We start from the raw sequence: 25,149 nt of genomic DNA on the forward strand, positions 1-25,149 counted from the left end.
AGAAAGGGGGCTGTTCCTAAAAACAGCCCCTTTTCACTGTCCTGAGACAGCGAATGACAGTATAAGCGATTTCGTCCTTCGAGGGCTTACCATAGGGCATGCTTTCGACAAAGGAGATTAGCCTTCTCTAGTTGCGCTCACACGAAGGATGTGTTCGATGACGTCATCGATCGGCTTGTCGCCTAAATCACCTTTCGAGCGGTCGCGCAGGCCGAAGGCACCGTTTTCCATTTCCTTATCGCCGACGACGGCCATGTAAGGAACTTTTTCCATCTGTGCCTTGCGGATCTTGTAACCCAGTTTTTCATTGCTTTCATCCACTTCGACGCGGATGCCTTTGGCTTCCATCTTCTTGGCAACGTCCTGGCAGTAGGCCAAGTGTTTTTCAGAGATCGGCAGGATCTTGATCTGGACCGGAGCCAGCCAGGTCGGGAAGGCGCCGGCATAGTTTTCGGTCAAGATGCCGATGAAGCGTTCGATCGAACCGTAGACGACGCGGTGGATCATGACCGGACGGTGTTTCTGGCCGTCTTCCCCGGTGTAGGTCAGGTTGAATTTTTCCGGCAGGAGCATATCGAGCTGGATGGTACCGCACTGCCAGGTACGGCCGATGGAGTCCTTCAAGTGGAAGTCGATCTTCGGACCGTAGAAGGCGCCGTCGCCTTCGTTGATGCTGTAGTCGAGGCCGAAGTCATCCATGGCTTTGCGCAGGGCATCGGTCGTCATTTCCCAGGTAGCGTCGTCGCCCATGGAGTTGTCCGGACGAGTCGACAGTTCAGCGTGGTAGGTCAAACCGAAGGTAGCATAGACTTCGTCGAAGAGGCGAATCGTTTCCTGGATGACGTCTTCGATCTGGCTGGGCATCATGAAGATGTGGGCATCGTCCTGAGTGAAGCAGCGGACGCGGAACAGGCCGTGGAGGGCGCCGGACAATTCATGACGGTGAACGAGTCCCAGTTCGCCGATGCGCAGGGGCAGTTCCTTATAGGAATGAGGTTCGTTGGCATAGACCAACATGCCGCCCGGGCAGTTCATCGGTTTGATGGCATAGTCTTCATCGTCGATCTTGGTGAAGTACATGTTTTCTTTGTAATGATCCCAGTGACCGGAAGTTTCCCAGAGTTCGCGGTTCATGATCATCGGAGTCATGACCTGCTGGTAGCCGTAGCGGCGGTGAACTTCGCGCCAGTAGTCGATGAGCAGGTTGCGGACGATCATGCCCTTCGGCAGGAAGAACGGGAAGCCCGGGCCGTATTCGCTGAGCATGAACAGGCCGAGCTGTTTGCCCAATTTACGATGGTCACGCTTTTCAGCTTCTTCCATCATCTTCAAGTAGTCGTCGAGTTCGGATTTCTTTTCAAAAGCCGTCCCGTAGATACGCTGGAGCATCTTATTCTTTTCATCGCCCCGCCAGTAGGCACCGGCGACGGTCTGGATCTTAAAGGCTTTAACCCGGCCTGTCGATTCGCAGTGCGGACCGGCACAGAGGTCGTAGAAGTCGCCTTGGCGATAGACGGAGATGACGGCATCTTCCGGAAGGTCCTGGATGAGTTCTACTTTATAATCCTGGCCGGCATCTTTGAACATCTTCAACGCGTCGGCACGGGAGAGGATTTCTTTGGTAATGGGAAGATTTTCTTTTACGATCTTAGCCATTTCAGCTTCAATGGCACCGAAGTCGTCCTGTGTGAAGCGGTGTTCTGTATCGAGGTCATAGTAGAAACCGTTTTCAATGGACGGGCCGATGGCGAACTTGACGCCCGGATAGAGGTGCTGGATCGCCTGGGCCATGATATGAGAGGCTGTATGGCGAAGGGTATCCTTCCCTTCCTGATCGGCAAAGGTGAAGAATTCGACCGTCGAGCCGTCGACGATAGTTTCACGAAGGTCCGTGACTTCGCCGTTTACCCTTGCGACCAATACTTTTTTAGCAAGACTGTTGCTCAGTTCTTTTACGGCCTGGGCAAGAGAAATGCCATCGGAAAATTGTTTTTTGCTTCCATCTTTCAACAGTAATTCTGCCATACGAAACATCCTCCTTAATAAAAAAAGCCCTCGTCCTCAAGGGACGAGAGCATTACTCACGTGGTTCCACCCTAGTTCACCGGGAAAAATCCCAGCGTACTCAAGCGCCGTAACGGGGCGTCCGGAGTTTCTTACTCAGTTCAGAAACTCAGCTCTAAGGCGGTAACTTTTCAGTCTTTATAAGGTACTCCCAGCAACGTACCTCTCTCTGTCATAAAGGAGCTGTAAAGTGTTGTCCTTTTCAAAGCTTTTCTCTTATATCTAAGGTATGCGTAAATTATACGGCACGTTTCGGGCCTTGTCAAGTGAGAGAAACCATCTTTCCACCCGGAATATTTCACAAAAAAAGCACTGTCTCAGAGAGACAGTGCTTTTATCATTCACAATCAAGTAGCTTATGCGAGGCCTTTCTGTTTCTTGATAGCTGCGGTGAGCATCGGAAGAACTTTGTAGACATCGCCTACGATACCGTAGTCGCAAACTTTGAAGATCGGAGCATCTTCGTCTTTGTTGATGGCGATGATGCAGTCAGAGCCGGACATACCAGCCAAGTGCTGAATAGCACCGGAGATAGCGCAGGCAATGTAGATCTTCGGAGCAACGGTTTTACCCGTCTGGCCGACCTGATGGAGAGCGCTGATCCAGCCAGCGTCAACTGCGGCACGGGAAGCACCGACAGCGCCGCCGAGAACGTCTGCGCATTCTTTCAGGATGCCCGTAGCGAACGGTTCTTCACCATTCATGCCGCGGCCGCCGGAAACGATGATGTCAGCGTCTTCGATCTTAACGCCTTCGCCGCCCATTTTAATGAGTTCGACGAAACGAGTCATCATGTCAGCATCAGAAACTTTAACTTCTTTTTCGATAACTTCACCCGTTGCATTGGGGTCAGCTTCCGGTTTTTTGAAAACGTGCGGACGAACCGTACCCATCTGCGGGCGGTTGTCTTTACAAATGATTTCAGCCATGATGTTGCCGCCGAGAGCCGGACGAGTCCAAACGATGGTCTTGCCGTCGTCGTCAACGCTGAGCTGCGTGCAGTCAGCCGTAAGGCCCGTTTTCAAGGTGTTGGCAACGCGAGGGCCGAGGTCACGGCCGATGTTGGTAGCACCGACGAGGAATACGTTAGCTTTTTCTTCTTCGAAGAAGTCGCAAAGAACTTTTGCATATGCTGTCGTATTGTAATGTTCGAGTTTCGGATCGTCATAGACGAAAACTTTATGAGCACCGTGAGCGATCAATTCCTGTGCCAACGGTTTTACATCTTTACCAATAAGAATAGCGCCGACTTCGTCGCCAATGGTGTCAGCCAAGATGCGGGCCTGACCCAACAATTCAAAAGATACATCACGTAATTTGCCTTCAAACTGTTCAGCAATTACATAAATGCCTTTGCATTCTGCTAAATCCATTTTCACTGTTCCTCCTTGAATTAAATGATTTTCTGGGCAGTCAGTTTTTCCATGAGCTGGTCGACGATTGCCTGTTCGTTGTCGTCTTCAACTTTGAGAACGAGACCGCCGGATCTCTGAGGCGGAGTGAAAGTTTTACGAACTTTTGTCGGAGAACCACTCAAACCGATAAGCGTTTCGTCAACGCCGATAGCAGCAGCGTCTAAGGTCGGGATTTCACGGCGTTTTGCTTTCATCGTGCCGCGAATGGTCGGGAAACGCGGTTCATTCAAGTCTTTTACAGCGGTGATGAGGACAGGGAAATTAGCTTCAGTTACGATGTAGCCTTCTTCATTTTCCTGCTGGACAGTGACTTTGTCGCCTTCGACTTTGATGTCGCGAGCATACGTAATCTGCGGAATACCGAGTTCGCAAGCGATCTGCGGGCCAACCTGAGCGGTATCGCCGTCGATAGCCTGTTTGCCGCAAAGAACCAAATCAAATTTTTCGATGCCTTTGAGTTCAGCAACTTTTTTAACAGCCTGTGCCAAAGCATAGCCCGTGGCTAACGTATCGGAGCCGCCGAGTTTACGGTCAGATACGAGATAAGCATCGTCAGCACCCATAGCGAGACCTTCACGAAGGACATCTTTAGCCTGTTCAGGACCCATGGAGAGTAACGTGACTTTGACGTTATCCTTATCAGCGTCTTTCAACTGCAGAGCACCTTCCAGTGCGTTCTGGTCGAAGGGGTTGAAAATGTTAGGAACACCAGCACGGATGATGGTATTTTTTACGGGGTCAATCTTAACTTCTGCTGTGTCCGGAACCTGTTTGACACATACCAATATTTCCATTTACGTTTGCCTCCTAAAGTCTTTTTTTATGCAACAGGCTTGGCTGATGCCAAGCCTGCATCATAAACTTCAATTATCTTAACAGAGCACCAGCTGTAACCATGAGCTGAACTTCGTTCGTGCCTTCGTAGATCTGAGTGATCTTAGCATCGCGCATATGACGAGCAGCCGGATATTCTTCGCTGTAGCCATAGCCGCCGAAGATCTGGACAGCTTCAGTGGAAACACGCATAGCAACGTCGGAAGCAACGCGTTTTGCGATAGCAGCTTCAACCGTGAACGGTTTGCCTTCCTGTTTCAAGCAAGCAGCTTTGTAAACGAGGTTGCGAGCAGCTTCGATCTGCATCTTCATGTCAGCCAATTTGAAGGAAACGGACTGGAATTTGCAGAGCGGTTTGCCGAACTGTACACGCTGTTTGGAGTATTCAACAGCATCTGCCAAAGCAGCTTCTGCGATGCCGAGAGCCTGAGCGCCGACGCCGATACGGCCGCCGTCGAGGGTCATCATAGCGATCTTGAAGCCTTTGCCTTCTTCGCCGAGCATGTTTTCAGCCGGAACTTTGACGTCCTGGAATACGAGTTCCATCGTGACGGACGTATGGATGCCCATCTTGTCTTCTTTTTTACCATAAGTGAAGCCGGGCATGCCGTCTTCGAGGATGAAGGCCGTGATGCCGTGGTTGCCTTTGCTCTTGTCGGTCATAGCGAAGACAATGTAGATATCAGCATGGCCGCCATTGGTGATGAAGATCTTGGAGCCGTTCAGGGTGTACGTGCCGTCGTCGTTTTTAACAGCGACAGTCTGCTGGCCGGAAGCGTCCGTGCCGGCATTCGGTTCGGTCAAGCCGAAAGCGCCGAGTTTCGTGCCTTCAACCAAGGGAACCAAGAATTTTTCTTTCTGTTCTTCCGTGCCGAACTGCCAAATCGGGTTAGCACAGAGGGAAACCGTTGCAGACAAGGTGATGGAAACGCCAGCATCGTATTTAGCTAATTCTTCAACAGCCAAGATGTAGCTCAAAACGTCGCCGCCGTCATCGCCGGCACCGCCGTACTTTTCTTCAAAGTAAGCGCCTGTGATGCCCAAGCTGAGCAGTTCAGCGATCAGTGCGTCATCATAAATGCCCTGATGGTCGCGTTCCATGATCGTAGGAGCTAATCTCTTTTCACCGAAATCTCTAGCGAGGTTCATGAAATCCTGTTGTACTTCTGTTAAGTTAAAATCCATGATGTGTCCACTCTCCTTAGTGTATAGTTAATTTACAGTAAAGCCTTAAGATAAAACCTGAAATCTGAGACAATACATTGTCCGGTTGATACAAAAAAACAGCTTGGATATATATTCACACGGTCTCAGTGCTTACAAGTGCATTGTACAACTTTTCACAAGTTAAATCAATAGCAAAAGTGCTATAAATCACAATATAACCATTCCATTTTCTCATCTTAAAGTATTAACAAGACTTTTTGGTACTAGCAAGGCAAAAAGGAGAAAATAGCCTTGACACGGTACGTCTCATTTTTACTGTCGGTTTTTATTCTTATACCTAACTATACTGGTTACAAATATTTAGGAAAGCTTACGGTTGTATTATAGCACGGATACCCCTAAAGTTGTCAAGGATATGTGCCGTAATTCCCCAAATTTTATAATCGCCGTACGTATAAATCTTTACCTGGTAGGTCCGGCGCGGCCGCCACTGGCCTCGCATGGGCATCTCCAGGTCCTTCGGGAAGTCCGGTGCCGGCCGGGTTGCCAGCTCGATGTTGCCGATTTCCGGCTGATGGTCGTCGAACCATTTCAAGGGAACCGTAAAGGTGTGATCCACTTCACCGGTGCTCAAGGTAAAATCCGCCGTATCCATATAGGCGGCAAAGGGCCAGACGGTGACGCCGACGGGCGATTCCAGGTAGTCCAGGGGGCCCCAGAGGTGGATGTGGTCGGCAGAAACGCCCAGTTCTTCCTTCGTTTCCCGCAGGGCTGCCGCCAAGGGACTCTTGTCGGTCTTATCGATGCGGCCGCCGGGAAAGCAGATTTCTCCGGGCTGCCAGTCGAGCTTAGAACTGCGGACTTCAAAAACCAAATGTTCTTCCCCGTCTTTGTGAATGACCGGCACCAAGACGGCGCAGGGAACGGTATTGAGGCAGTGGTTTTGACGGACAATGCGCTCGGGCCAAGGCGTAAAAGGCTTCATGTCAATCTCCTTTCAGGTACAGATTACGTTACAATAAGTACAATCTAAAGAAAAGGAGACTGCCTGACAGACAGTCCCCTCCTTTGTTAAGTATATTCACATTTCTTTATTTAACGACGATATTGATGATTTTCTTCGGTACGACGATAAATTTGACGACCTTTTTATCGCCGATGAATTCTTTAATATGCGGCAGGGCCAGGACCTGTGCTTCGAGGGCTTCCTTATCGGCATCGACGGCGACGGTCAGGCGGTCGCGGACTTTGCCGTTGACCTGGATCGGCAGTTCGATTTCATCGACGACGAGGGCCGTCTTATCGACTTCCGGCCAGGATTCCTGGTGGACGCTGCCTTCAAAGCCGCAGATCTGCCACAGTTCTTCCGTAATATGCGGCGTAAAGGGCGCCAGCATCTTGAGCAGGTTCTTATTGGCTTCAAGAGCTACGTCGTCATGGATCGTCGTGTTGGCGCCGGCATAGGCGTGCATGGCGTTGACGAATTCCATGATCGAGCTGACGGCTGTATTGAGGCCGTATTCGCCGTCTTTACCGAGGACGTCTTCCGTGACCTTGGAAATGGCCTTGAATTCTTCAAAGCGCAGTTCTTTTTCCCCTTCGGTATAGGCCTTATGGGAGTCACCGGCTTTTTCCATATCCCGGAACTGGTGAACGATGCGCCATACGCGGTTGAGGAAACGGTACGATCCTTCGACGCCCTGATCGGACCAAGCCAGATCGCGTTCGGGCGGAGCGGCAAAGAGGATGAATAAGCGGGCCGTATCGGCACCGTATTTGGCGATGATATCTTCCGGCGATACGATGTTGCCCTTAGATTTACTCATCTTGCTGCCGTCGAGGAGAACCATCCCCTGGGTCAGGAGGCGTTCAAAAGGTTCTTTCGCTTCGATGAGGCCGGCGTCATGGAAGACCTTCATGAAGAAGCGGGAGTACATGAGGTGAAGGATGGCGTGTTCGATGCCGCCGATGTACTGGTCGACGTTCATCCAGTGATTGCCCTTCTTGGGATCCCAGGCCTGTTCGTCGTTGCGGGCGTCGGTATAACGCAGGAAGTACCACGACGAGCAGATGAAGGTGTCCATCGTATCCGTTTCCCGTTTCGCCGGGCCGCCGCATTTCGGGCAGGTGCAGTTGACAAAGCTGCTGCTCGTCGCCAAGGGCGATACGGCACCGGCCGTGAATTCGACGTCTTCCGGCAGCTTGACCGGCAGCTGGTCTTCGGGGACGAGCTGTTCGCCGCAGGTCGGGCAGTAGATGATGGGAATGGGAGCGCCCCAATAGCGCTGACGGGAAATGAGCCAGTCCCGGAGCTTATAGTTTACGGTCTTTTTGCCAAGGCCTTTGTCAGCCAGCCATTTGGTGATGACTTTGCGGCCTTCTTCGTCGGTCAGGCCGTTGAATTCACCGGAATTGACCAAGGTGCCCGGTTCGTGGTAGGCCCCTTCCATGGTCGCAAGATCGAGGTTCTGTTCTTTATTCTGGACGACGAGGCGCAGGGGCAGGCCAAATTCTTTAGCAAATTCCCAGTCGCGCTGGTCGTGAGCCGGTACGCCCATGACGGCGCCGGTGCCGTAGTCGGCCAAGACGTAGTTGGCGATCCAAATGGGGACCTTTTCGTTGTTGACCGGATTTACGGCATAAGCCCCGGTAAACATGCCTTCCTTCTTGGCGTCCGTTGCCGTGCGGTCGATGTCGCTCATGTTCTTCATGCGCGTAATGAAGGCCCGGAGTTCGGCTTCATTTTCCTTGCCTTTGATGAGGTCGGCAACGTATTCGTGTTCCGGAGCCAGGACGATGTAGGTAACGCCGAAGATCGTATCGACACGGGTCGAGAACATGGGTACCTTTTTGCCGATTTCCGGGATGTCGAAGGAGAATTCGGCCCCTTCACTGCGGCCGATCCAGTTCTTCTGCATGGTCTTGACCCGTTCCGGCCAGCCCGGCAGTTCTTTGAGGTCGTCTAAGAGGCGGTCGGCATAGTCCGTGATCTTGAAGAACCACTGTTTGAGGTCCTTTTTGACGACGGGATTGTCGCAGCGCCAGCACTTGCCGTCAATGACCTGTTCGTTGGCAAGGACGGTGTTGCACGTATCGCACCAGTTGACCTTGGCTTCTTTGCGGTAGGCCAGGCCCCGTTTGTAGAACAGTTCAAAGATCCACTGGGTCCATTTATAATACTTTTCATGGCACGTCGCTACTTCGCGGTCCCAGTCGTAGGACAGGCCCAGGGCCTTTTGCTGACGGGTCATGTTTTCAATGTTGCTGTACGTCCATTCTGCCGGCGGAATATTGTGTTTAATGGCTGCGTTTTCAGCAGGCATGCCGAAGGCATCGTAACCCATAGGATGGAGAACGTTGTAGCCGTTCATGCGGCGGTAGCGGGCGATGACGTCGCCGATGGTGTAGTTGCGGACGTGGCCCATATGAAGATTCCCCGACGGATACGGGAACATTTCCAATACGTAATACGGCGGTTTGCCGTTGTCTTCGCTGCAGCAGTCACAGTGGTGTTCTTCCCATACGTGCTGCCATTTCTTTTCGATTTCCTGTGGAATATACTTTTCCAATATAAGAGCCTCCTATCCTGCCCCAGTCAAAATAAAGACAGCCTGTCTTACAGCGTCTTGAATATTATTATAGTGGCCTCATGGCGTCAAGTCAATTCATGTTTTGCAAATCCCTGCCAAAAATGGGCCGGTTCAAATCCTTTTCGCCAAAAAGCTGCGCCCTTCAATCCATAAGTTTGGATGAGTTCAGCCTTAGCTTTTAAGGATTTTTCATCTTCTATCCAAATTTTAACAGTCCCCGTTTTTAAGGGCAGTTCCAAGTAATAGAGGCCCAGGTCGGGCTTCCAGACGACGTAGTTCTTATAGGCCTTGAGAACGGCTTCGCTGTCGGCCATGGTGAGGGTCCGGACGAAGAGCTTGGCCTTGCCGCCGGCAGCTGTCTGAGGTGCCGATGCCGCCGGTTTGGCAGCTTTTTTCGCAGGCTGTACGGCAGCCCGTTTATACGTATTGCCGTCAAAGTCGATGGGAACGATGACGCCCGCTTTGTTTTCGGCAGCCTGACGGGCCGCTTCTTCCGCTGCCGTTTCAATTTCGACCTGCATCGGCTCATTCACCTTGGCCTGATCTTCGTCTTTACGGACATCGGCCTTGGCAGCTTTTACCGGCGGTTCCCCGACGACAGCCGGCCAGTCGGAAATGTCCTGCGGCAGGTCGCGGCCGTCTTTCGATTCATACCACAGCCGCATGTAAAGGGGCATGCCCAGGACGATCTTATCGGCAGGCGCCAATTTCAGCGTATTCTGAACGGCTCGTTCTACCCAAGGGTAGGTTGCGACAGGACCGGCGACGGGGCTGGTCCGGCCGACCTGATCGTAGGCCATGATCATCAGGTAGTCCAGGTGCGGTGCCAGGGCGGCCCGGTCGTAGACCATGGACCAGTTGGGGCTGTCCGACGGCGGCGTCACGTCCATGGACAGTTTCAGGCCGTAAGCATGGGCGGCGTCGGAAATCTTGCGGACGAAGGCCGTCAATTTATCCTTATCGCTGTAATTGATGTTTTCAAAGTCGATGTTGTAGCCCTTAAAATCATAGAGGATGGCATAGCCTATGAGCTGGCGGACCATCGTATCCTGAAGGCGGCTGTCGGACAGGATTTCGTGGGTCACCTTGGGATCAAAGTTATTGTCGACGAGAGGCCACATGGCGTAGCCCTTAGCGGCGTAGGTTTCGGCCAGCATGTCGAAGTCGGGGTTGCGCAGCTCGATACCGCTCTTGGTCAGGCGGAAGGCCGTCGGCGACATGATCGGCTGGTGAGTCCGCAGTTCCGGGAGATCAGGGTCTTCCTTCATGAGGGGATCCCAAAAAAGGACCAGGCCCATCTTCCCTTCCTTAGAGGCGGCCGGCTGACGATCGCCTTCCCGGCGCAGTTCGGGAGCCGTGTTTACGGGCTGCTTTGGCGGCAGGAGGCTGTTTTTCTCGGTCGGATTTTCGGCCAGGACGTAGCTGATGCCAAGGGGACGGCGGACGTTTTTGATATTGATGGTCCGGCCGCCGCTGACGGCCCGTCCCGGAAGGGTCAGCTGAACGGGAGTACCCTGCCAGGCCGTCGAGCCGTTTTCAGCCTTGGGCAGGCGGAACCAATAGGTCCCCTTGCTCTTGTCGGCTTCTTTGATGCCGTAGCGGCTGAGGGCCTTGTCCGATACGAGCCAGCGGCCCTGGTCTTCGACGATTTCAAGGTCCTTTACGACTTCATCGGGAATGGGGTTGGCCACGGTCGGCACGTTAAAAGCCGGGTCCGTCGCTTTAGCGCTGTCGTCGCCGGGGACGGCCGCAAAGGAAAAAGCCGTCAGAGACAAGGTAATCAGTCCCGTCAGGCAGGAAGTTTTTATGACACGGTTATATTTCATCATTCTTTCCTCCTCGTGAGGATTGGAAAAAAAAGTTCAATCCTGTATAATTCTATGGTGAACGCGAACAAATCCCGTCCATATTTTTTCATTATACCACACCCAAAGGAGGTTTTATATTGCATCAGTATCTATTTTTCATCGGCTCCTTCCCCGTCCGGGCTTACGGACTGTTATTTATGCTGGGCATCATCTCGTCGGGTCTTACGGCGTACTACATCATGAAGCGCGACGGCCGCGGCTGGCACGTCCACATCTTCGACTTCACCATGTACTGCGGCCTGGCGGGCATCGTCGGCGGCCGCCTGTGGGACGTCTTCTTCTTCGACTGGGCCTACTACCAGCATCACCTGACGGAAATCCCTTACGTCTGGCAAGGGGGCATGGCCATCCAGGGCGGCCTCTTATTCGGCGCCATTGCCGGCTACCTCTATACAAAACACTACCATATCGACACCTGGGCCTTCGGCGACCTGTTGGCACCGGCCATCATCCTGGGCCAGTCCATCGGCCGCATGGCCAACCTCATGAACGGCGACGCCTTCGGCCATCCGACGGGGGGCAACTTCGGCATCGTCTATCCCGAATCGACCCTCGCCTATCAGACCTACAGCAGCCAGCCCTTATGGCCGGCCGAAGTCTGGGAAGGACAGATCGACGTCCTGGTCTTCGTCGCCCTCCTCTTTTACAGCTCCTTCCCCCACAAGAAGGGCCAGGTATTCAGCCTCTACGTCATGCTCTACGCCATCGAACGGTTCTTCTTGGAATTTCTCCGCGGCGACTACGTCGACCTGACCCTGGGCCTGAAATCGGCACAAATGACCAGCGTCATCGCCTTCGCCATCGCCTTCGTCGTCTTCGTCTACCTGCAGTTCAAAGGGACAACCGACACGGAAGATAAAGCTCAGGCGTAACACAAGGATATCATCTTAGCGATACAAAAAGGACAGCCCCGTCTGGGACTGTCCTTTTATCATGCCCTACAGAGGCACTTTGTTTTTAGGAAGATTTAGTTTTGGCCTTTTTCCAAGGCAGCCTTTAAGGTATGCCATGCCAAGACGGCGCATTTGACGCGGGCCGGCATGTTGGAAATGTTCTTCAAGGCGATGGCGTCTTCCAATTCTTCCAGCTCATCATCGTCGGTGATTTCCCGCTTGATCATGTCCAGGAAGAGATCGACCAGACGAAGGGCTTCTTCGACGCTCTTACCTTTGATGAGGTCGATCATGATATCCGCCGAAGCCTGGCTGATGGCACAGCCGTGGCCCGTATAGGCAGCATCTTTGACGACGCCGTCCTGAATGTCGGCCTGAAGGGTAATATCGTCGCCGCAGCTCGGATTGTGGCCGTGTTCACTGATGTTGGCAACGTCCAAGAGGCGTTTATTGGCTTGCGATTGATTGTGTTCCAGAATGATGTCGGAATACAATTCGTTCATATTTTCCATAACTCGTTGAACACTCCTTAGTCTTTAAAACCCATCTGCTTGCGGACGAGAGGCAGTTTTTCCAGGAAGTAGTCGACTTCTTCTTCCGTATTGTAAATATAGAAGCTGGCCCGGTTCGACGCTTCTACGCCTAAATGAGCGCCGAGAGGCTGGGCGCAGTGGTGACCCGAACGGATGGCGATGCCGAAGCTGTCGAGGATGGTCGCTGCGTCATGAGGATGGACGCCGTCGATGGTGAAGGTGATGACACCGGTCTTTTCCGTCGGATCGGTGCTGCCGATGATGTGGATGTGAGGAATCTTTTCCATCCCTTCCAGGCAGCGTTTGGTCAAGGCTTCTTCGTGGGCTTCGACCTTATCCATGCCGAGGTTTTCCAAGTAGTCGATGGCAGCGTGGAGGGCCACAGCGCCTTCGACGTTCTGCGAGCCGGCTTCGAATTTGAAGGGCAGTTCGTTGAAGGTCGTCGACTGTTCCTTGACGTATTCGATCATGTCGCCGCCGAGGAGGAAGGGTTCCATCCCTTCGAGGATGGCCTTTTTCCCGTAGAGGACGCCCGTGCTGGCCGAGCCGCACATCTTGTGGCCGGAGAAGACGAAGAAGTCGCAGTCGAGATCCTGGACGTCGGTCTTCATGTGCGGTACGGACTGAGCGCCGTCGACGATGGCAACGGCACCGACGGAATGAGCCTTGGCGACGATATCCTTGACGGGACGCTTCATGCCGAAGACGTTACTGACGGCCGCGAAGGAAACGATCTTGGTCTTGTCGTCGATCTTGGCCAAATCTTCATCCGTGAAGTGGCCTTCTTTATCGAGGTACATGAATTCCAGGACGGCACCGGTCTTTTCGCAGACCCGCTGCCAGGTGACCAGGTTGGAATGGTGTTCGGAAATGGGGATGACGATCTTGTCGCCCTTTTTCAGTTTCGGTTCAGCGTAGCTGCGGGCGATGAGGTTCAAGGCTTCCGTCGTATTGCGGACGAAGACGATTTCTTCCGTCGACGGAGCGTTGATGAAGCGGCGGACCGATTCACGAGCTTCATCGTACAGTTCGCCGGCTTCGATGCTGAGGATATGAGCGCCGCGGTGGGGATTGCCATTGTGATGTTCGAGGAGATCTACGATGGCGTCGATGACCTGACGCGGTTTCTGCGTCGTAGCGGCGTTATCAAAATAAACGATGGGATGTCCGTTATGGACCTTAGTCAAGATTGGGAAATCTTTGCGTACATTTAGCATGGCAATCACCTTTCTTGCGGCAGAACTGCATTTTTTCACGTACAGCTTGGAGCGCTTTATTTTCTAAATCCTTGTCACCGAGGGCGTCGATGACCGGGCGGATATTGGATTCGACGATAATCAGCTGGGCGCCGATTTCATTGAATCCGCGGCTCATGAGGTAGAACAGCTTGTCCTGGTCGATCTGGCCGGCGCTGGCGGCATGGTTGCCGACGACGTCGTCTTCCTTGCAGAGCAGGAGCGGTACGGAGATGGAATGGACCTGGGGGCTGAGGAGGATGCAGATATCCGATTCAGACCCGACGGCCTTCTTGCTGCCCCGCAGGAAGTCGATGGTCCCGCGGAAGTATTTCTTCGACGTATCGAGGAGAGCCCCTGTCGTCAAGATGTCCGTATTGGTCTTGACGCCCTTGGTCGGGACCCAATAGGAGAAGTCGACGATCTGGTCGTCATCGCCGAGGTACATGGCCTGGCTGTTGAAGTTGCTTTCGTCGGTCATGAGGTCGGTCTTATAGTAGACAATGGCCGTCTTGCCGCCTAATTCGGCGCTGACGTAGTCGATGGTGCTTTCCTTGCCGGCATCGCCGTAGCGGTGTTCGACGTGGCGCACGCTGCGGCCGTTGAGCTGGACCTTGCTGATCTTGACGCGGGCATGTTCGTCGGTCTTGACGTAGGTCAGGAAGTTGACCATGCCGTCGTCGGCGTCGCCGTCAAATTCGAGGAAGACCGTCACATCGCTGTACGGTGCCGCTTCGATTTTGAGCTGTGCCGAAAGCTGGGGCAAGTCCGAGCTGACGCTGTATTTCAAGTGAACCGTGCCCTTCTGGTGTTCGCCGATGGTAACGGCAACGCCGGAATTGGCCTTGTGCAGTGCACTTTCAAGGGCTTCCCCATTGGAACCCTCAAAATCACCGAGGTCGGGAATGCCGTTGCCGTCATAGAAGTTCACCGAAACGTCGCCGTCGTGGCGTTCTTCCGGGCGATAGGCCGAACCTTCCTGTTCAGGCAGGCGGTCCAATTCGAGGTAATTAACTTTCATCCAGCGAAAAGTCGGGCGCGGGAGTTGGTTATACTGGATTTTATCTGTATTAGCTGCCATAATATTCCTCCTCCCTATTTCAACGAACCTTTGAGTTCGAGGTTGATCAGGTTATTCATTTCTACGGCATATTCAAGGGGCAAAGCCTTGGATACGGGTTCGACGAAGCCGCGGACGAGCATGGCCCGGGCGTCATCTTCACTGAGGCCGCGGCTCATGAGATAGAAGATGGCTTCATCGGAAATACGGCCGATGGAAGCTTCATGACCGAGGTCGATGTTGTCGTTCTTGACGATGATAGCCGGGATCGTATCGGACTGGGACTCTTCGTCGAGCATCAGCGATTCGCAGCTGACGTTGGCCTTGGCTCCGTCGGCCGGCGGGTTGATGACGACGCTGCCGCGGTAAATGCTGACGCCGCCGCTCTTGCTGAGGGACTTGGAGTTGATGTTGCTCGTCGTATTGGGCGCGTTGTGGACGACCTTGGAGCCCGTATCGAGGAACTGGCCGGCCCCGGCAAAGGTGACGCCTGTAAATTCGCAGTGCGCGCCTTCGCCATTGAGGATACTCATGGGATAGAGGCACGACGTATGGGAACCGAAGGAGCCCGTGACCCAGTTGATGCGGCCGTTTTTGCCGACGATGGCCCGCTTCGTATTGAGGTTGTACATATTCTTGGACCAGTTTTCAATGGTCGAATAGGTCAGCTCTGCATCGTCGCCGATGAACAGTTCGACGCAGCCGGCATGGAGGTTGGCTACGTTGTATTTCGGAGCCGAACAGCCTTCGATGAAGTGGACCTTGGCCCCCTTTTCGACGATGATCATGGTGTGTTCGAACTGGCCTGCCCCCGGTGCATTGAGGCGGAAATAACTCTGCAAAGGAATCGATACGTCGACGCCGGCCGGCACGTAGACGAAGGAGCCACCGGACCAAACGGCGCCGTGAAGGGCGGCAAACTTATGGTCCGTCGGCGGGACGAGCTTCATGAAGTGAGCCTTGACGATGTCTTCGTACTGATCGAGGGCCGTGTCGAAGTCGGTGTAGACGACGCCCTGCTGGACGAGTTCGTCCTGGATGCTGTGATAGACGACTTCCGAGTCGTACTGAGCGCCGACACCGGCCAAAGACGTCTTTTCCGCTTCGGGGATGCCCAGGCGGTCAAAGGTATCCTTGATATCGTCCGGTACGTCGTCCCAATTGCCTTTCATCTGGGAATTGGGGCGGACGTAGGTGACGATGTTGTCCATGTCGAGTTCGCTGATGTCAGGACCCCAGTTCGGATATTCCATGCGGTTGAACAGGTCCAGGGACTTGAGGCGGAAATCGAGCATCCACTGCGGTTCGTGCTTCTTTTCCGAGATTTCCCGAACGATGTCTTCCGTCAGACCGGCATCGGTCTTATAGGAATAGGTAAAATCTTTTTTAAAATTATACATATTGCCAAAGTCAGCAAAGGTGTCGATGGTCTTGCGTTCGTCAGCCATCTTCGCCTGCTGTGAGGCAAATTTTTCGTTGTTATCAGCCATAGCTGTACCTCCCACTAGCCTTTGTATGCGTCGTAACCGTTGGCTTCAATCGCCTGGATGAGGGATGCGTCGCCGGTCTTGACGATCTTGCCGTCGATCAGGATGTGAACGAAATCCGGTTTGAGCTGCTGCAGGATTTCGCTGTGGTGAGTAATGACCATAATCGAATTGTTTTCATTGTGGTACTGAGCGACCGTTTCCGATACGATACGGACAGCATCGACGTCGAGGCCCGAGTCGATTTCATCGAGCATGGTCAGCTTCGGTTCGAGCATGCACATCTGAAGGATTTCCGTCTTTTTCCGTTCCCCGCCGGAGAAGCCGTCGTTGACATAGCGTTCGGCGTAAGACTTGTCCATCTTCAGCTGATCCATTTGGGCGTGAAGCTTCTTGCGGAAAGGCATGATGCGCTGCTGGCCGGAAATGGTGCTCTTGGCGTTGCGGACGAAGTTTTCAACGGAAATGCCCTGGACGGCGATGGGCTGCTGAAAAGCCATGAAGATGCCGGCTTTGGCGCGTTCGTTGACCGGAGCTTCCGTAATGTCCTGACCTTCGAAAAAGATCTTCCCGGCCGTGACGACGTACTTCGGATTGCCCATGATGGCATTGAACAGCGTCGATTTCCCGGCGCCGTTGGAACCCATGATGACATGCGTTTCGCCCGTATTGATCGTCAAATCGAGGCCCTTGAGGATTTCTTTGCCTTCGACGGCGATATGCAAGCCTTCTACTCTTAATAATTCACTCATCATTATCACTCCTACGTTAAGTTCTACGTTTTACGTCAATCTTGCACGGCGATGCAAAAACGTAATGATTTCCTATATTGATAAAGTATACCATTTAGATACACTTACTGTACTGTTCTTAATGTACTCCATAAACGCCACAAAGTCAACCTATTTAGTCGCTTTTTTGACTATTTTTTATGGCCTTTGTCCTTCATCCAGCGGGCCCGCAAATCACTGCGCAGCCAGAGCTGCATGCCGCAGACGACGACGGCTGCCGCCAGCAGGCCCAAAAGACCTGTTGACGGACCGTCGACGATGAGGGCATAGATCAAAAAGGCGTAGACGACGAGCCACAGAAACAGCTTGAGTTTCATCATCTTCGTCAGCTTAGCCACAGGCATTGCACCCGTTGCAGTCTTCTTCAGGGTCGCCGAAGAGACGAGCCTTCTGGCCGCGCAAGGCCAGCGTCGCCTGGATATACATAGCGCATTCGATGCGTTTCTTCTGGATCCGGCAGCTCAGGTCATACGGCGTCTTGATGTCGCCGCCGTACTTGATGTTGTTGGCATGGCAGCCGCCGCTGCAGAAGAATTTGGCCCAGCAGTCACAGCAGATGGGCTTGTTGAGGACGTGCATATCACGGAACAAGGGCGGCAGGGTCGTATTGGTCACGCCGTCATAGACGTTGCCGATGACGTATTCGTCCTGGCCGACGAACTGGTGGCAGGGATAGATGTCGCCGTTGGGGACGACGCACATGTATTCGTGGCCGGCACCGCAGCCGCGGAGGCGTTTGGCGATACAGGGGCCGCGGTAGAGGTCCATGATGAAGTGATAGTAGATGAAGGGACGGCCTTCGTCGAGGCGTTTCAAGTAGAATTCGGCTAAGTTGTCGTATTCGTCGAAGATGCGGGGCAGGTCCTTTTCGGTAATGGCGTAGGACAGGTCGTCGCCGACGACGGGTTCCATGGACAGGCCTTCAAAGCCGAGGTCGGCCATGTGTTCGACGTCTTTCGTAAAGTCCAGGTTGTACGTCGTGTACGTGCCGCGGACGTAGTACTCTTCCCCGTTGCGGTGCTTGGCCGCATAGACCTGGTTGTCGGCACAGGTCTTATAGGAGCTGCGGCCGCCGGCGTCGGGACGCATGCGGTCGTGGACTTCGGGACGGCCGTCGAGGCTCAGGATGAGGCTGATGTGGTTGTCCGTCAGGTACTTGACCTTAGCCGGATCGAGGAGCATGCCGTTGGTCGTCAGGGACAGCTTGAAGACCTTATCGTGGATCTTTTCCTGCTCCCGGATGTATTCGATGGTCTGTTTGACGACGCCGAAGTTCATCAGCGGTTCGCCGCCGAAGAAGTCGATTTCGCAGTGCTGGCGCTTGCCTTCAGTGCTGCGAATCAAGAGGTCGACGGCATTCTTGGCTACGTCGAAGCTCATCAGTTCCCGCTTGTGCGTGTCGTAGTCGCCTTGGGAGGCAAAGCAGTACTGACAGCGCAGGTTGCAGTCGTGAGCGATGTTGAGGCACAGGGATTTAATGACCGGTTCTTCTTCGGCGACGACTTTGAAGTTTTCCGTCATGGGCGCGAAGAGGAGTTCCTTCTTGATCAGTTCATCGAGCTCGCCGAGGATGTCGTCGAGATCCTGTTTATCGTACGTACCGGCAAAGGCTTCGTAGACGGCGTCTTTGTTCGTGCCGTCGTAGACGTCGAGGACATCGTAGGTCATCTTGTCGATGACGTTGATGATGCCGCTGTTGACGTCGAGGAGCATGTAGGTACCGTTTTGACAGTATTTATGAATCATTGGTTTAATTTCAGCCATGAATAATCTTTCCTCCATATAAAAAAGAACGGGGTGCCGCGTGAGCGACGCCCCTTTTCCTTGAATAACTTATTTTGTGCAGATCTGATTGCCAACGGTGCAAGAAGTCTTGCAGGCGGACTGGCAGGACGTCTGACATTCGCTGCAGCCAGCGTGCTGTGCCGTCTTCTGGATCGATTCCGTATTAATCGTAATGATGTGTTTTGCCATGATCTTCACCTCGCTATCAAAGATTATGCTTTATTTTACCACATTACAGACGATTCTACAACAGAAGTCAAAACTATAAGAGTTTAAAACCTTCAAAGAAGAAGTTCTTGCCGATGCTGATGACCAGCGATCTTTCTTCAAATACCGCGTTGGTGTCAAAGAAAACGTCAAAGCCTTCTTGATAGGTGGCATAAATCGAGGTAATGCGCTGCAGACACCCGATAATGTCCTCAGCAGTCACTTCCGGCTCACCCTCGGAACGCCATTTCTTATTTTTGAAGCCGGCAATGAGCGGTGCGTGGGAAACGACCTGAGACTGGTGTTCCAAGACCCAGTTCCAGATTTCCTCAGCATACTGCTGTGCCTGTTCTTCCCGGCCTTCAGGAAGTCCGTCGAGGGTAAACAAAACGGGGCGGCCGTCAACCATGATTTCATCCATGTAGCTGCCTTTGACATATTTTAAATTCACAGAAGCACCTCCTGCAAAATCATGTGGAGCATGAAGAATGGTTATGTCTAACGTATTAATTTTATCGTGCATTCAGGAGATTGTCAATAAAAAAAGCTGCCGCCGAAGCGACAGCTTTCATGGCTGCATTAGTCCATCTTCGTGAAGGAACCTTTGTCAGCACCGCAGGTCGGACATACCCAATCTTCCGGAAGATCAGCAAACTTCGTGCCAGCAGCGATACCGTTGTCAGCGTCGCCTTCAGCTTCATCATAAATGTAGCCGCAGATTGTGCATTCGTACTTATCCATAATCTTTCCCTCCTGATTGACGTATTAATAAATAATACTTATTAATTATTTTTACACAATTATAATATCATATTGTCTTAAAAATTGCAAGGCTATTTTGCCTGTTTTCCCATATTAATATCGATGATTCCCGACGAGTATGGGGCTACTTCATATTGGCCGAAAATGAAGTGGATATTGCCTTTTTTATCGAGGTAAAAATTCTTGGGATCTTCCGTCAGGCCGTTGAAATAGGTCGACAAGACGTGGTCGCTCAAGGTCAGCTTGTTGGTGATCTTTTGCAGGGTGAAAGCCTTTTCATCACCCGGTTTGACCAGTTCGCGCCAGTCCGTAATGCGCCGGCCCGTTTCCATGTCGAAGACGACACCCGTCTTCCAGCTCGTCGGATGAGCGGCTCGGTCGAAATAGAGGTAGCCTTCATCGAGGAACGACAGGTATTTCCCATTGTTCAAGGTAACCGTATAATGCTTTTCTTCCGTCAGCTTGACGCCCTTCGTCCCCTGCTGGGCAAAAAACTCCTGAGCCTGAGCCTGTTCATCGGCAAAATAATTGGCGATGACAGCTGCCGCTGCGGCATTGCCTTCGACGGTGACCGACGGATACTGGATGGTCAGGACACTGCCATCATCATGGGTATAGACAGCCTTCGGTGCGTCTTCGATGACGGCCGGCGAGGCTGCCATGGCGACAGCCCCCATGAGCCAGGCTCCGCACAAAAGGGTGAGCAATTTCTTGTTTATCATAAGGAATCCCTCCTCTTTATTTTTTCTGTTTCTTTATTATACCATATTTATTGGACAATTTTCCGCTTTTCATCGCTCCCTAAGCGGAAAAAGTCATAGATATTTTCAGCGGCACGACGGTTCATGCCCGGCACGGCAGCCAGTTCTTCGATGGACGCCGCCTTCATATCGGCCAGGGTCTTAAAGGCCGTCCACAGGGCCTTGCGGCGCTTGGGGCCGATGCCTTCGACGTGGTCCAATACCGACACCAGACTGCGCTTGCCGCGCAGATTCCGGTGATAGGTAATGGCAAAGCGGTGGGCTTCGTCGCGGATGGACTGGAGGAGCTGCAGTTCCGGCGTGTGATGGCTTAAGATGATGGACTCGCTGCTGCCTTCGACGAAGACTTCTTCGATGCGCTTGGCCAAGCTGATGACCGGCGCTTCACAGCCGGCATCGCGGATGATGGGAAGGGCGGCGTGGAGCTGGCCCTTGCCGCCGTCGATGATGATGAGGTCCGGCACGGGCCAGTCTTTTTCGCCGTAGCGGCGGCCCATGATTTCGGCCATGGACTTGAAGTCGTCCGGTTTGCCCTGAACGGTCTTCAATTTAAAGCGGCGGTATTCCTTCTTGGCCGGCTGGCCGTGTTCAAAGACGACCATGGAGGCAACGGTCTCGATTCCCTGGGTATGGGAAATATCGAAGCATTCCATCCGTTCGGGAAGATAGGGCAGATTGAGGATCCGCGCCAAGCCTTCGACGGCTCCCGTCGTCTTGTCCACGTCGTGCTGCCACTGGAGGCGCTTCTGTTCCAAGAGGGCGGCGGCGTTTTCACAGGCCATAGCCAAGAGCTGTTTCTTCGTTCCCCGCTGGGGGACGATGACGCTGACCTTCTTGCCCTTCTGTTCGCTCAGGCGGCGTTCACAGCTTTCCCCGTCTTCCATAGCCGGGACGACGACTTCTGTCGGAACGAAGGTACCGTCGCTGTAATACTGGTCGAGGACGGCATTCATCAGGGCCCCTTCTTCTTCGTCACTGCTGTTGTCCAACGAGAAGGTTTCCCTTCCCATGAGTTTCCCCATGCGGACGGTGTAAATCTGGACGCAGGTCTGACCGGCCTGACGGGCCAGGCCGATGACGTCCATGTCGCCGCCGTCGGTGTTGACGATATTCTGCTGTTCCTGAATGACAGCGACGGCCTTCAATTGGTCGCGATACATGGCGGCCTTTTCAAACTCCATGGCTTCCGCCGCTTCAGCCATCTTATCCTGCAAGGTCCGGACGATGCCCTTGTCCCGACCTTCGAGGACGGCCACGGCCTGGTCGACCCTCTCGTTGTAGTCGGCCTTGGTAATGTAGTGGACGCAGGGCGCATCGCAGTGGTGCAAGTGGTACTGCAGGCAGGGCCGGTCATTGGGCATGACTCGGCACGAGCGGATGCGGTAGGCCCGCTGCATCAGTTTCAAGACCCGGTGGACCGCCGTCGAGTCGGCAAAGGGGCCGAAATAGCGGGCGCCGTCACGACTGACGCGGCGGGTCATGAAGATCCGCGGATAGTCTTCCTGGACGGTGACCTTGATATAGGGGTAGGTCTTGTCGTCGCGGAGCATGATGTTGTAGCGGGGATGATGCTTCTTGATGAGGTTGTTTTCTAAGATCAGGGCTTCCATCTCGGTGGCGACGACGATGGTCTCCAGGTCGGCAGCATGGCTGATCATGGCGGCCACCTTGGGCGAACGGTTGACGTCGTGACGGATGTAGCTGGTCACGCGGTTGCGCAGATTTACAGCTTTGCCGACGTAGATGATCTTCCCGTTCTCGTCCTTCCACAGGTAGACCCCGGGCTGGCCGGGCAGGTTCTGTACTTTCTTGCGTACGGCTTCACTGACAGCCATGGCTTACCTCCCTTCTCCCTGTTCCATAAAGGCCCTCGTCCGTTCCAGGACGGGCTTCAAGAATTGACCCGTATAGGAGGCCGGGACCTTGCAGATGTCTTCCGGCGTCCCCGTGGCCACGACGGTACCGCCGCCGTCGCCGCCTTCCGGTCCGAGGTCGACGAGGTAGTCCGCCGTCTTGATGACGTCTAAGTTGTGTTCGATGACGACGACCGTATCGCCGCCGTCGACGAGCATCTGCAGGACGTCCATCAATTTATGGATGTCGGCTGCGTGGAGGCCCGTCGTCGGTTCATCGAGGATGTACAGGGTCCGGCCGGTGCTGCGCTTAGACAGTTCCGTCGCCAGCTTGACCCGCTGGGCTTCGCCGCCGGACAAGGTCGTCGCCGGCTGACCCAAACGGATATAGCCCAAGCCGACCTGTTGGAGGGTCTTCATCTTATTGACGATGCGCGGCTGGTTTTCAAAGAACTTGCAGGCATCGTCGACGGTCATGTTGAGGACGTCGGAAATAGTTTTTCCCTTATATTTTACTTCCAGTGTCTCCCGATTATAGCGGGCGCCGTGGCAGACTTCACAGGGCACGTAGACGTCGGGCAGGAAGTTCATTTCGATGCGGATGATGCCGTCGCCCTTGCAGGCTTCACAGCGGCCGCCCTTGATGTTGAAGCTGAAGCGGCCGGCTTTATAGCCTCGGACCTTGGCTTCCGACGTCTGGCTGTAGAGCTGGCGGATGGCATCGAAGACGCCGGTGTACGTCGCCGGGTTGGACCGCGGCGTCCGGCCGATAGGCGACTGGTCGATGTTGATGATCTTATCGATGTGTTCGACCCCTTCGAGGGCCTTGAATTTCCCCGGCCGGTGAGGCGTGCCGTAGACGGCTTCGGCCATGGCCTTATAGAGGATTTCATTGACCAAGGTCGACTTGCCCGATCCGGAAACGCCGGTGACGACGGTCAGGGTCCCGATGGGAATGGAAACGTCGACGTTCTTTAAATTGTGTTCGGCAGCACCGATGATTTTGATGAAGGAACCGTTTCCCTTTCGCCGTTCTTCCGGGATGGGAATATATTTCGTCCCCTTCAAATATTGGCCGGTCAGGGACTTCGGGCAGGCCATGATGTCTTCAGCCGTCCCCTGGGCGACGATAGTGCCGCCGTGTTCCCCCGCTTCAGGGCCGATATCGATGATGTAGTCGGCAGCCCGCATGGTATCGTCATCGTGTTCGACGACGATGAGGGTATTGCCCAAATCGCGGAGGTTGCGCAAGGCGTCGAGGAGGCGGTCATTGTCCCTTTGATGAAGGCCGATGGACGGTTCATCGAGGATGTAAAGGACGCCGACCAGGCCCGATCCGATCTGAGTGGCCAGGCGGATACGCTGAGCTTCGCCGCCGGATAAGGTGCCTGCCGTCCGCGACAGGGTCAGGTAATCGAGGCCGACGGTCTGGAGGAATGCCAGGCGAGCCTTGATTTCCTTAAAGACCTGCTGGCCGATAAGCTGCTGCTTTTCTGTCAGTTTCAGATTGTCAAAGAAAGGAATCATGTCGCGGATGGGCAAATCGGTCAGCTCGGCAATGTTGAGGCCGCCGATTTTAATGGCCAGAGCTTCGTGGCGAAGGCGCGTGCCGTGACAGGTCGAGCAGGGCTTGACCGTCATGAACTGGGCAAACTGGTCGCGCATCATATCGGAAGAGGCTTCACGGTAACGGCGGCGGACCATGGGCAGGACGCCTTCAAAAGGCAGGGAAAAGGTCTTCACTTCGCCCCGCAGGTTTTCATATTCAAAGACGCAGTTTTCGTCCGAGCCGTTCATCAATTGATCCTGAAGGTCTTTCGGCAAGTCGTCGTAACAATTATCCAAGGTAAAGCCGTGGGGCTTCAAGAGGCCGCCGAGCTGACGCATGAACCACGAATCGGGATTGCTGCTGAGGGCGGCAATGGCCCCGTCGGCAAAGGATTTCTTCTTGTCCGGCAAGACCAGGTGCGCATCGACTTCCATCGTACTGCCGATACCCGAGCAGTCCGGGCAGGCGCCGAAGGGACTGTTGAAAGAAAAGAGATGGGGCTCGATTTCCGGCAGGCTGATATGGCAGTCCGGGCAGGCAAAGTGCTGGCTGAAGGTCAGGACCTCCTGAGTCCCCATGCGGAAGATGTGGACGATGCCGTCGGCCAGTTTGGCTGCCGTTTCCAAGGAATCGGTGAGACGCATGACGATGCTGTCTTTAATGACCAAGCGGTCGACGATGACGTCGATGGTATGCTTCTTATTCTTATCTAAGGGGATGTCGTCGGACAGGAGGTAGACTTCGCCGTCGACGCGGACCCGGGTATAACCGTCTTTAATCAGTCGGGCCAGGAGCTTTTGATGGGTCCCCTTGCGGCCGTCGACGACAGGGCCCATGACCATGACCTTCTCCCCTTCACCGAGGGCCATGACGGCATCGGCCATCTGCTCGATGGTCTGCTGGCGAATGGGCTTGCCGCAATGCGGGCAGAAAGCGTCGCCGACACGGGCATAGAGCAGGCGCAGGTAGTCGTAGATTTCGGTAACCGTCCCGACCGTCGACCGGGGATTGCGGCTGGTCGTCTTCTGGTCGATGGAAATGGCCGGCGACAGGCCTTCGATATAGTCGACGTCGGGCTTGTCCATTTGGCCCAAAAACTGGCGGGCATAGGCCGACAGAGATTCGACGTAGCGCCGCTGGCCTTCGGCATAGATGGTATCGAAAGCCAGGGACGACTTGCCCGATCCCGACAGGCCCGTAAAGACGACCAGCTTGTCCCGGGGAATCTTGACGTCGATATTTTTTAAATTGTGCTGGCGGGCACCTTTGATGACAATATATTTATCTTGCAAGGT

21 protein-coding genes and 1 other annotated feature are annotated in these 25,149 nt (G+C 53.8%); of the genes, 1 reads left to right on the plus strand and 20 read right to left on the minus strand.

What is annotated here, in order from left to right; translation table 11 throughout:
* Nucleotides 1–117 precede the first annotated feature (117 nt).
* The 7 genes from thrS to UCI88_RS10000 all read right to left on the minus strand — a co-directional run bounded on the left by thrS (nucleotide 118) and on the right by UCI88_RS10000 (nucleotide 10,899).
* The gene (gene thrS, locus UCI88_RS09970) at nucleotides 118–2,025 is read right to left on the minus strand and encodes a threonine--tRNA ligase (RefSeq protein ID WP_256179484.1); all 1,908 of its coding nucleotides are present in this window, start codon (nucleotides 2,023–2,025) and stop codon (nucleotides 118–120) included.
* Between the two features lie 36 nt (nucleotides 2,026–2,061).
* Nucleotides 2,062–2,279, minus strand: a binding site (T-box leader).
* A 141-nt stretch (nucleotides 2,280–2,420) separates the two neighbouring features.
* On the minus strand, nucleotides 2,421–3,437 hold the full coding sequence (locus UCI88_RS09975; RefSeq protein ID WP_044503462.1) for an electron transfer flavoprotein subunit alpha/FixB family protein: 1,017 nt from the start codon (nucleotides 3,435–3,437) through the stop codon (nucleotides 2,421–2,423).
* A 20-nt stretch (nucleotides 3,438–3,457) separates the two neighbouring features.
* Nucleotides 3,458–4,273 carry an electron transfer flavoprotein subunit beta/FixA family protein gene (locus UCI88_RS09980; RefSeq protein WP_044503461.1) on the minus strand — a complete coding sequence of 272 codons (816 nt, stop codon included), beginning with the start codon at nucleotides 4,271–4,273 and terminating at the stop codon, nucleotides 3,458–3,460.
* A gap of 73 nt (nucleotides 4,274–4,346) precedes the next feature.
* Nucleotides 4,347–5,498: an acyl-CoA dehydrogenase gene (locus tag UCI88_RS09985; RefSeq protein ID WP_044503460.1), complete on the minus strand. Its 1,152-nt coding sequence runs from the start codon at nucleotides 5,496–5,498 to the stop codon at nucleotides 4,347–4,349.
* A gap of 352 nt (nucleotides 5,499–5,850) precedes the next feature.
* Nucleotides 5,851–6,465, minus strand: a complete 615-nt coding sequence (locus tag UCI88_RS09990) for an NUDIX hydrolase (RefSeq protein WP_256179483.1) — start codon at nucleotides 6,463–6,465, stop codon at nucleotides 5,851–5,853.
* 106 nt (nucleotides 6,466–6,571) lie between these two features.
* Nucleotides 6,572–9,052, minus strand: coding sequence for a leucine--tRNA ligase (gene leuS / locus UCI88_RS09995; RefSeq protein WP_256179499.1), 2,481 nt, complete (start codon nucleotides 9,050–9,052; stop codon nucleotides 6,572–6,574).
* 83 nt (nucleotides 9,053–9,135) lie between these two features.
* On the minus strand, nucleotides 9,136–10,899 hold the full coding sequence (locus tag UCI88_RS10000) for a glycosyl hydrolase family 18 protein (RefSeq protein WP_302356995.1): 1,764 nt from the start codon (nucleotides 10,897–10,899) through the stop codon (nucleotides 9,136–9,138).
* A 116-nt stretch (nucleotides 10,900–11,015) separates the two neighbouring features.
* On the opposite strand from UCI88_RS10000, the gene lgt reads away from it, so the two are divergent.
* Nucleotides 11,016–11,810: a prolipoprotein diacylglyceryl transferase gene (gene lgt / locus UCI88_RS10005; RefSeq protein ID WP_044503456.1), complete on the plus strand. Its 795-nt coding sequence runs from the start codon at nucleotides 11,016–11,018 to the stop codon at nucleotides 11,808–11,810.
* Between the two features lie 95 nt (nucleotides 11,811–11,905).
* Here the strand turns inward: lgt and sufU are convergent, their stop codons facing one another.
* The 13 genes from sufU to uvrA form a co-directional block, all read right to left on the minus strand.
* Nucleotides 11,906–12,343, minus strand: a complete 438-nt coding sequence (sufU, locus tag UCI88_RS10010; protein WP_044503005.1) for a Fe-S cluster assembly sulfur transfer protein SufU — start codon at nucleotides 12,341–12,343, stop codon at nucleotides 11,906–11,908.
* A gap of 17 nt (nucleotides 12,344–12,360) precedes the next feature.
* Nucleotides 12,361–13,581, minus strand: a complete 1,221-nt coding sequence (locus tag UCI88_RS10015) for an aminotransferase class V-fold PLP-dependent enzyme (RefSeq protein WP_276535315.1) — start codon at nucleotides 13,579–13,581, stop codon at nucleotides 12,361–12,363.
* Nucleotides 13,544–14,680, minus strand: a complete 1,137-nt coding sequence (locus UCI88_RS10020) for a SufB/SufD family protein (protein ID WP_256179481.1) — start codon at nucleotides 14,678–14,680, stop codon at nucleotides 13,544–13,546. Before UCI88_RS10020 ends, UCI88_RS10015 begins: the two co-directional genes overlap by 38 nt.
* Before the next feature lie 14 nt (nucleotides 14,681–14,694).
* Complete coding sequence (gene sufB, locus UCI88_RS10025; RefSeq protein WP_141669483.1) at nucleotides 14,695–16,107, minus strand: Fe-S cluster assembly protein SufB; 1,413 nt, start codon at nucleotides 16,105–16,107, stop codon at nucleotides 14,695–14,697.
* A gap of 56 nt (nucleotides 16,108–16,163) precedes the next feature.
* Complete coding sequence (sufC, locus tag UCI88_RS10030; RefSeq protein WP_044503009.1) at nucleotides 16,164–16,898, minus strand: Fe-S cluster assembly ATPase SufC; 735 nt, start codon at nucleotides 16,896–16,898, stop codon at nucleotides 16,164–16,166.
* A 170-nt stretch (nucleotides 16,899–17,068) separates the two neighbouring features.
* Complete coding sequence (locus tag UCI88_RS10035) at nucleotides 17,069–17,257, minus strand: hypothetical protein (RefSeq protein ID WP_302356992.1); 189 nt, start codon at nucleotides 17,255–17,257, stop codon at nucleotides 17,069–17,071.
* Between the two features lie 10 nt (nucleotides 17,258–17,267).
* Nucleotides 17,268–18,701: a thioether cross-link-forming SCIFF peptide maturase gene (scfB, locus tag UCI88_RS10040; protein ID WP_256179480.1), complete on the minus strand. Its 1,434-nt coding sequence runs from the start codon at nucleotides 18,699–18,701 to the stop codon at nucleotides 17,268–17,270.
* 69 nt (nucleotides 18,702–18,770) lie between these two features.
* On the minus strand, nucleotides 18,771–18,911 hold the full coding sequence (scfA, locus tag UCI88_RS10045; RefSeq protein ID WP_014017076.1) for a six-cysteine ranthipeptide SCIFF: 141 nt from the start codon (nucleotides 18,909–18,911) through the stop codon (nucleotides 18,771–18,773).
* A 73-nt stretch (nucleotides 18,912–18,984) separates the two neighbouring features.
* Nucleotides 18,985–19,380: a hypothetical protein gene (locus tag UCI88_RS10050; RefSeq protein WP_256179479.1), complete on the minus strand. Its 396-nt coding sequence runs from the start codon at nucleotides 19,378–19,380 to the stop codon at nucleotides 18,985–18,987.
* 128 nt (nucleotides 19,381–19,508) lie between these two features.
* Nucleotides 19,509–19,670 carry a rubredoxin gene (gene rd, locus UCI88_RS10055; protein WP_044503013.1) on the minus strand — a complete coding sequence of 54 codons (162 nt, stop codon included), beginning with the start codon at nucleotides 19,668–19,670 and terminating at the stop codon, nucleotides 19,509–19,511.
* Nucleotides 19,671–19,762: 92 nt separating this feature from the next.
* On the minus strand, nucleotides 19,763–20,413 hold the full coding sequence (locus tag UCI88_RS10060) for an RsiV family protein (RefSeq protein WP_065359548.1): 651 nt from the start codon (nucleotides 20,411–20,413) through the stop codon (nucleotides 19,763–19,765).
* A 47-nt stretch (nucleotides 20,414–20,460) separates the two neighbouring features.
* Nucleotides 20,461–22,287, minus strand: coding sequence for an excinuclease ABC subunit UvrC (gene uvrC / locus UCI88_RS10065; protein ID WP_044503015.1), 1,827 nt, complete (start codon nucleotides 22,285–22,287; stop codon nucleotides 20,461–20,463).
* 3 nt (nucleotides 22,288–22,290) lie between these two features.
* Entirely contained in the window at nucleotides 22,291–25,146 is a 2,856-nt protein-coding gene (uvrA, locus tag UCI88_RS10070) for an excinuclease ABC subunit UvrA (protein WP_256179478.1), read from the minus strand.
* Nucleotides 25,147–25,149: the final 3 nt, after the last annotated feature.

Origin of the sequence: Megasphaera massiliensis (assembly GCF_036305205.1) — a bacterium.
Taxonomy (GTDB): Bacteria; Bacillota; Negativicutes; order Veillonellales; family Megasphaeraceae; genus Megasphaera; species Megasphaera massiliensis.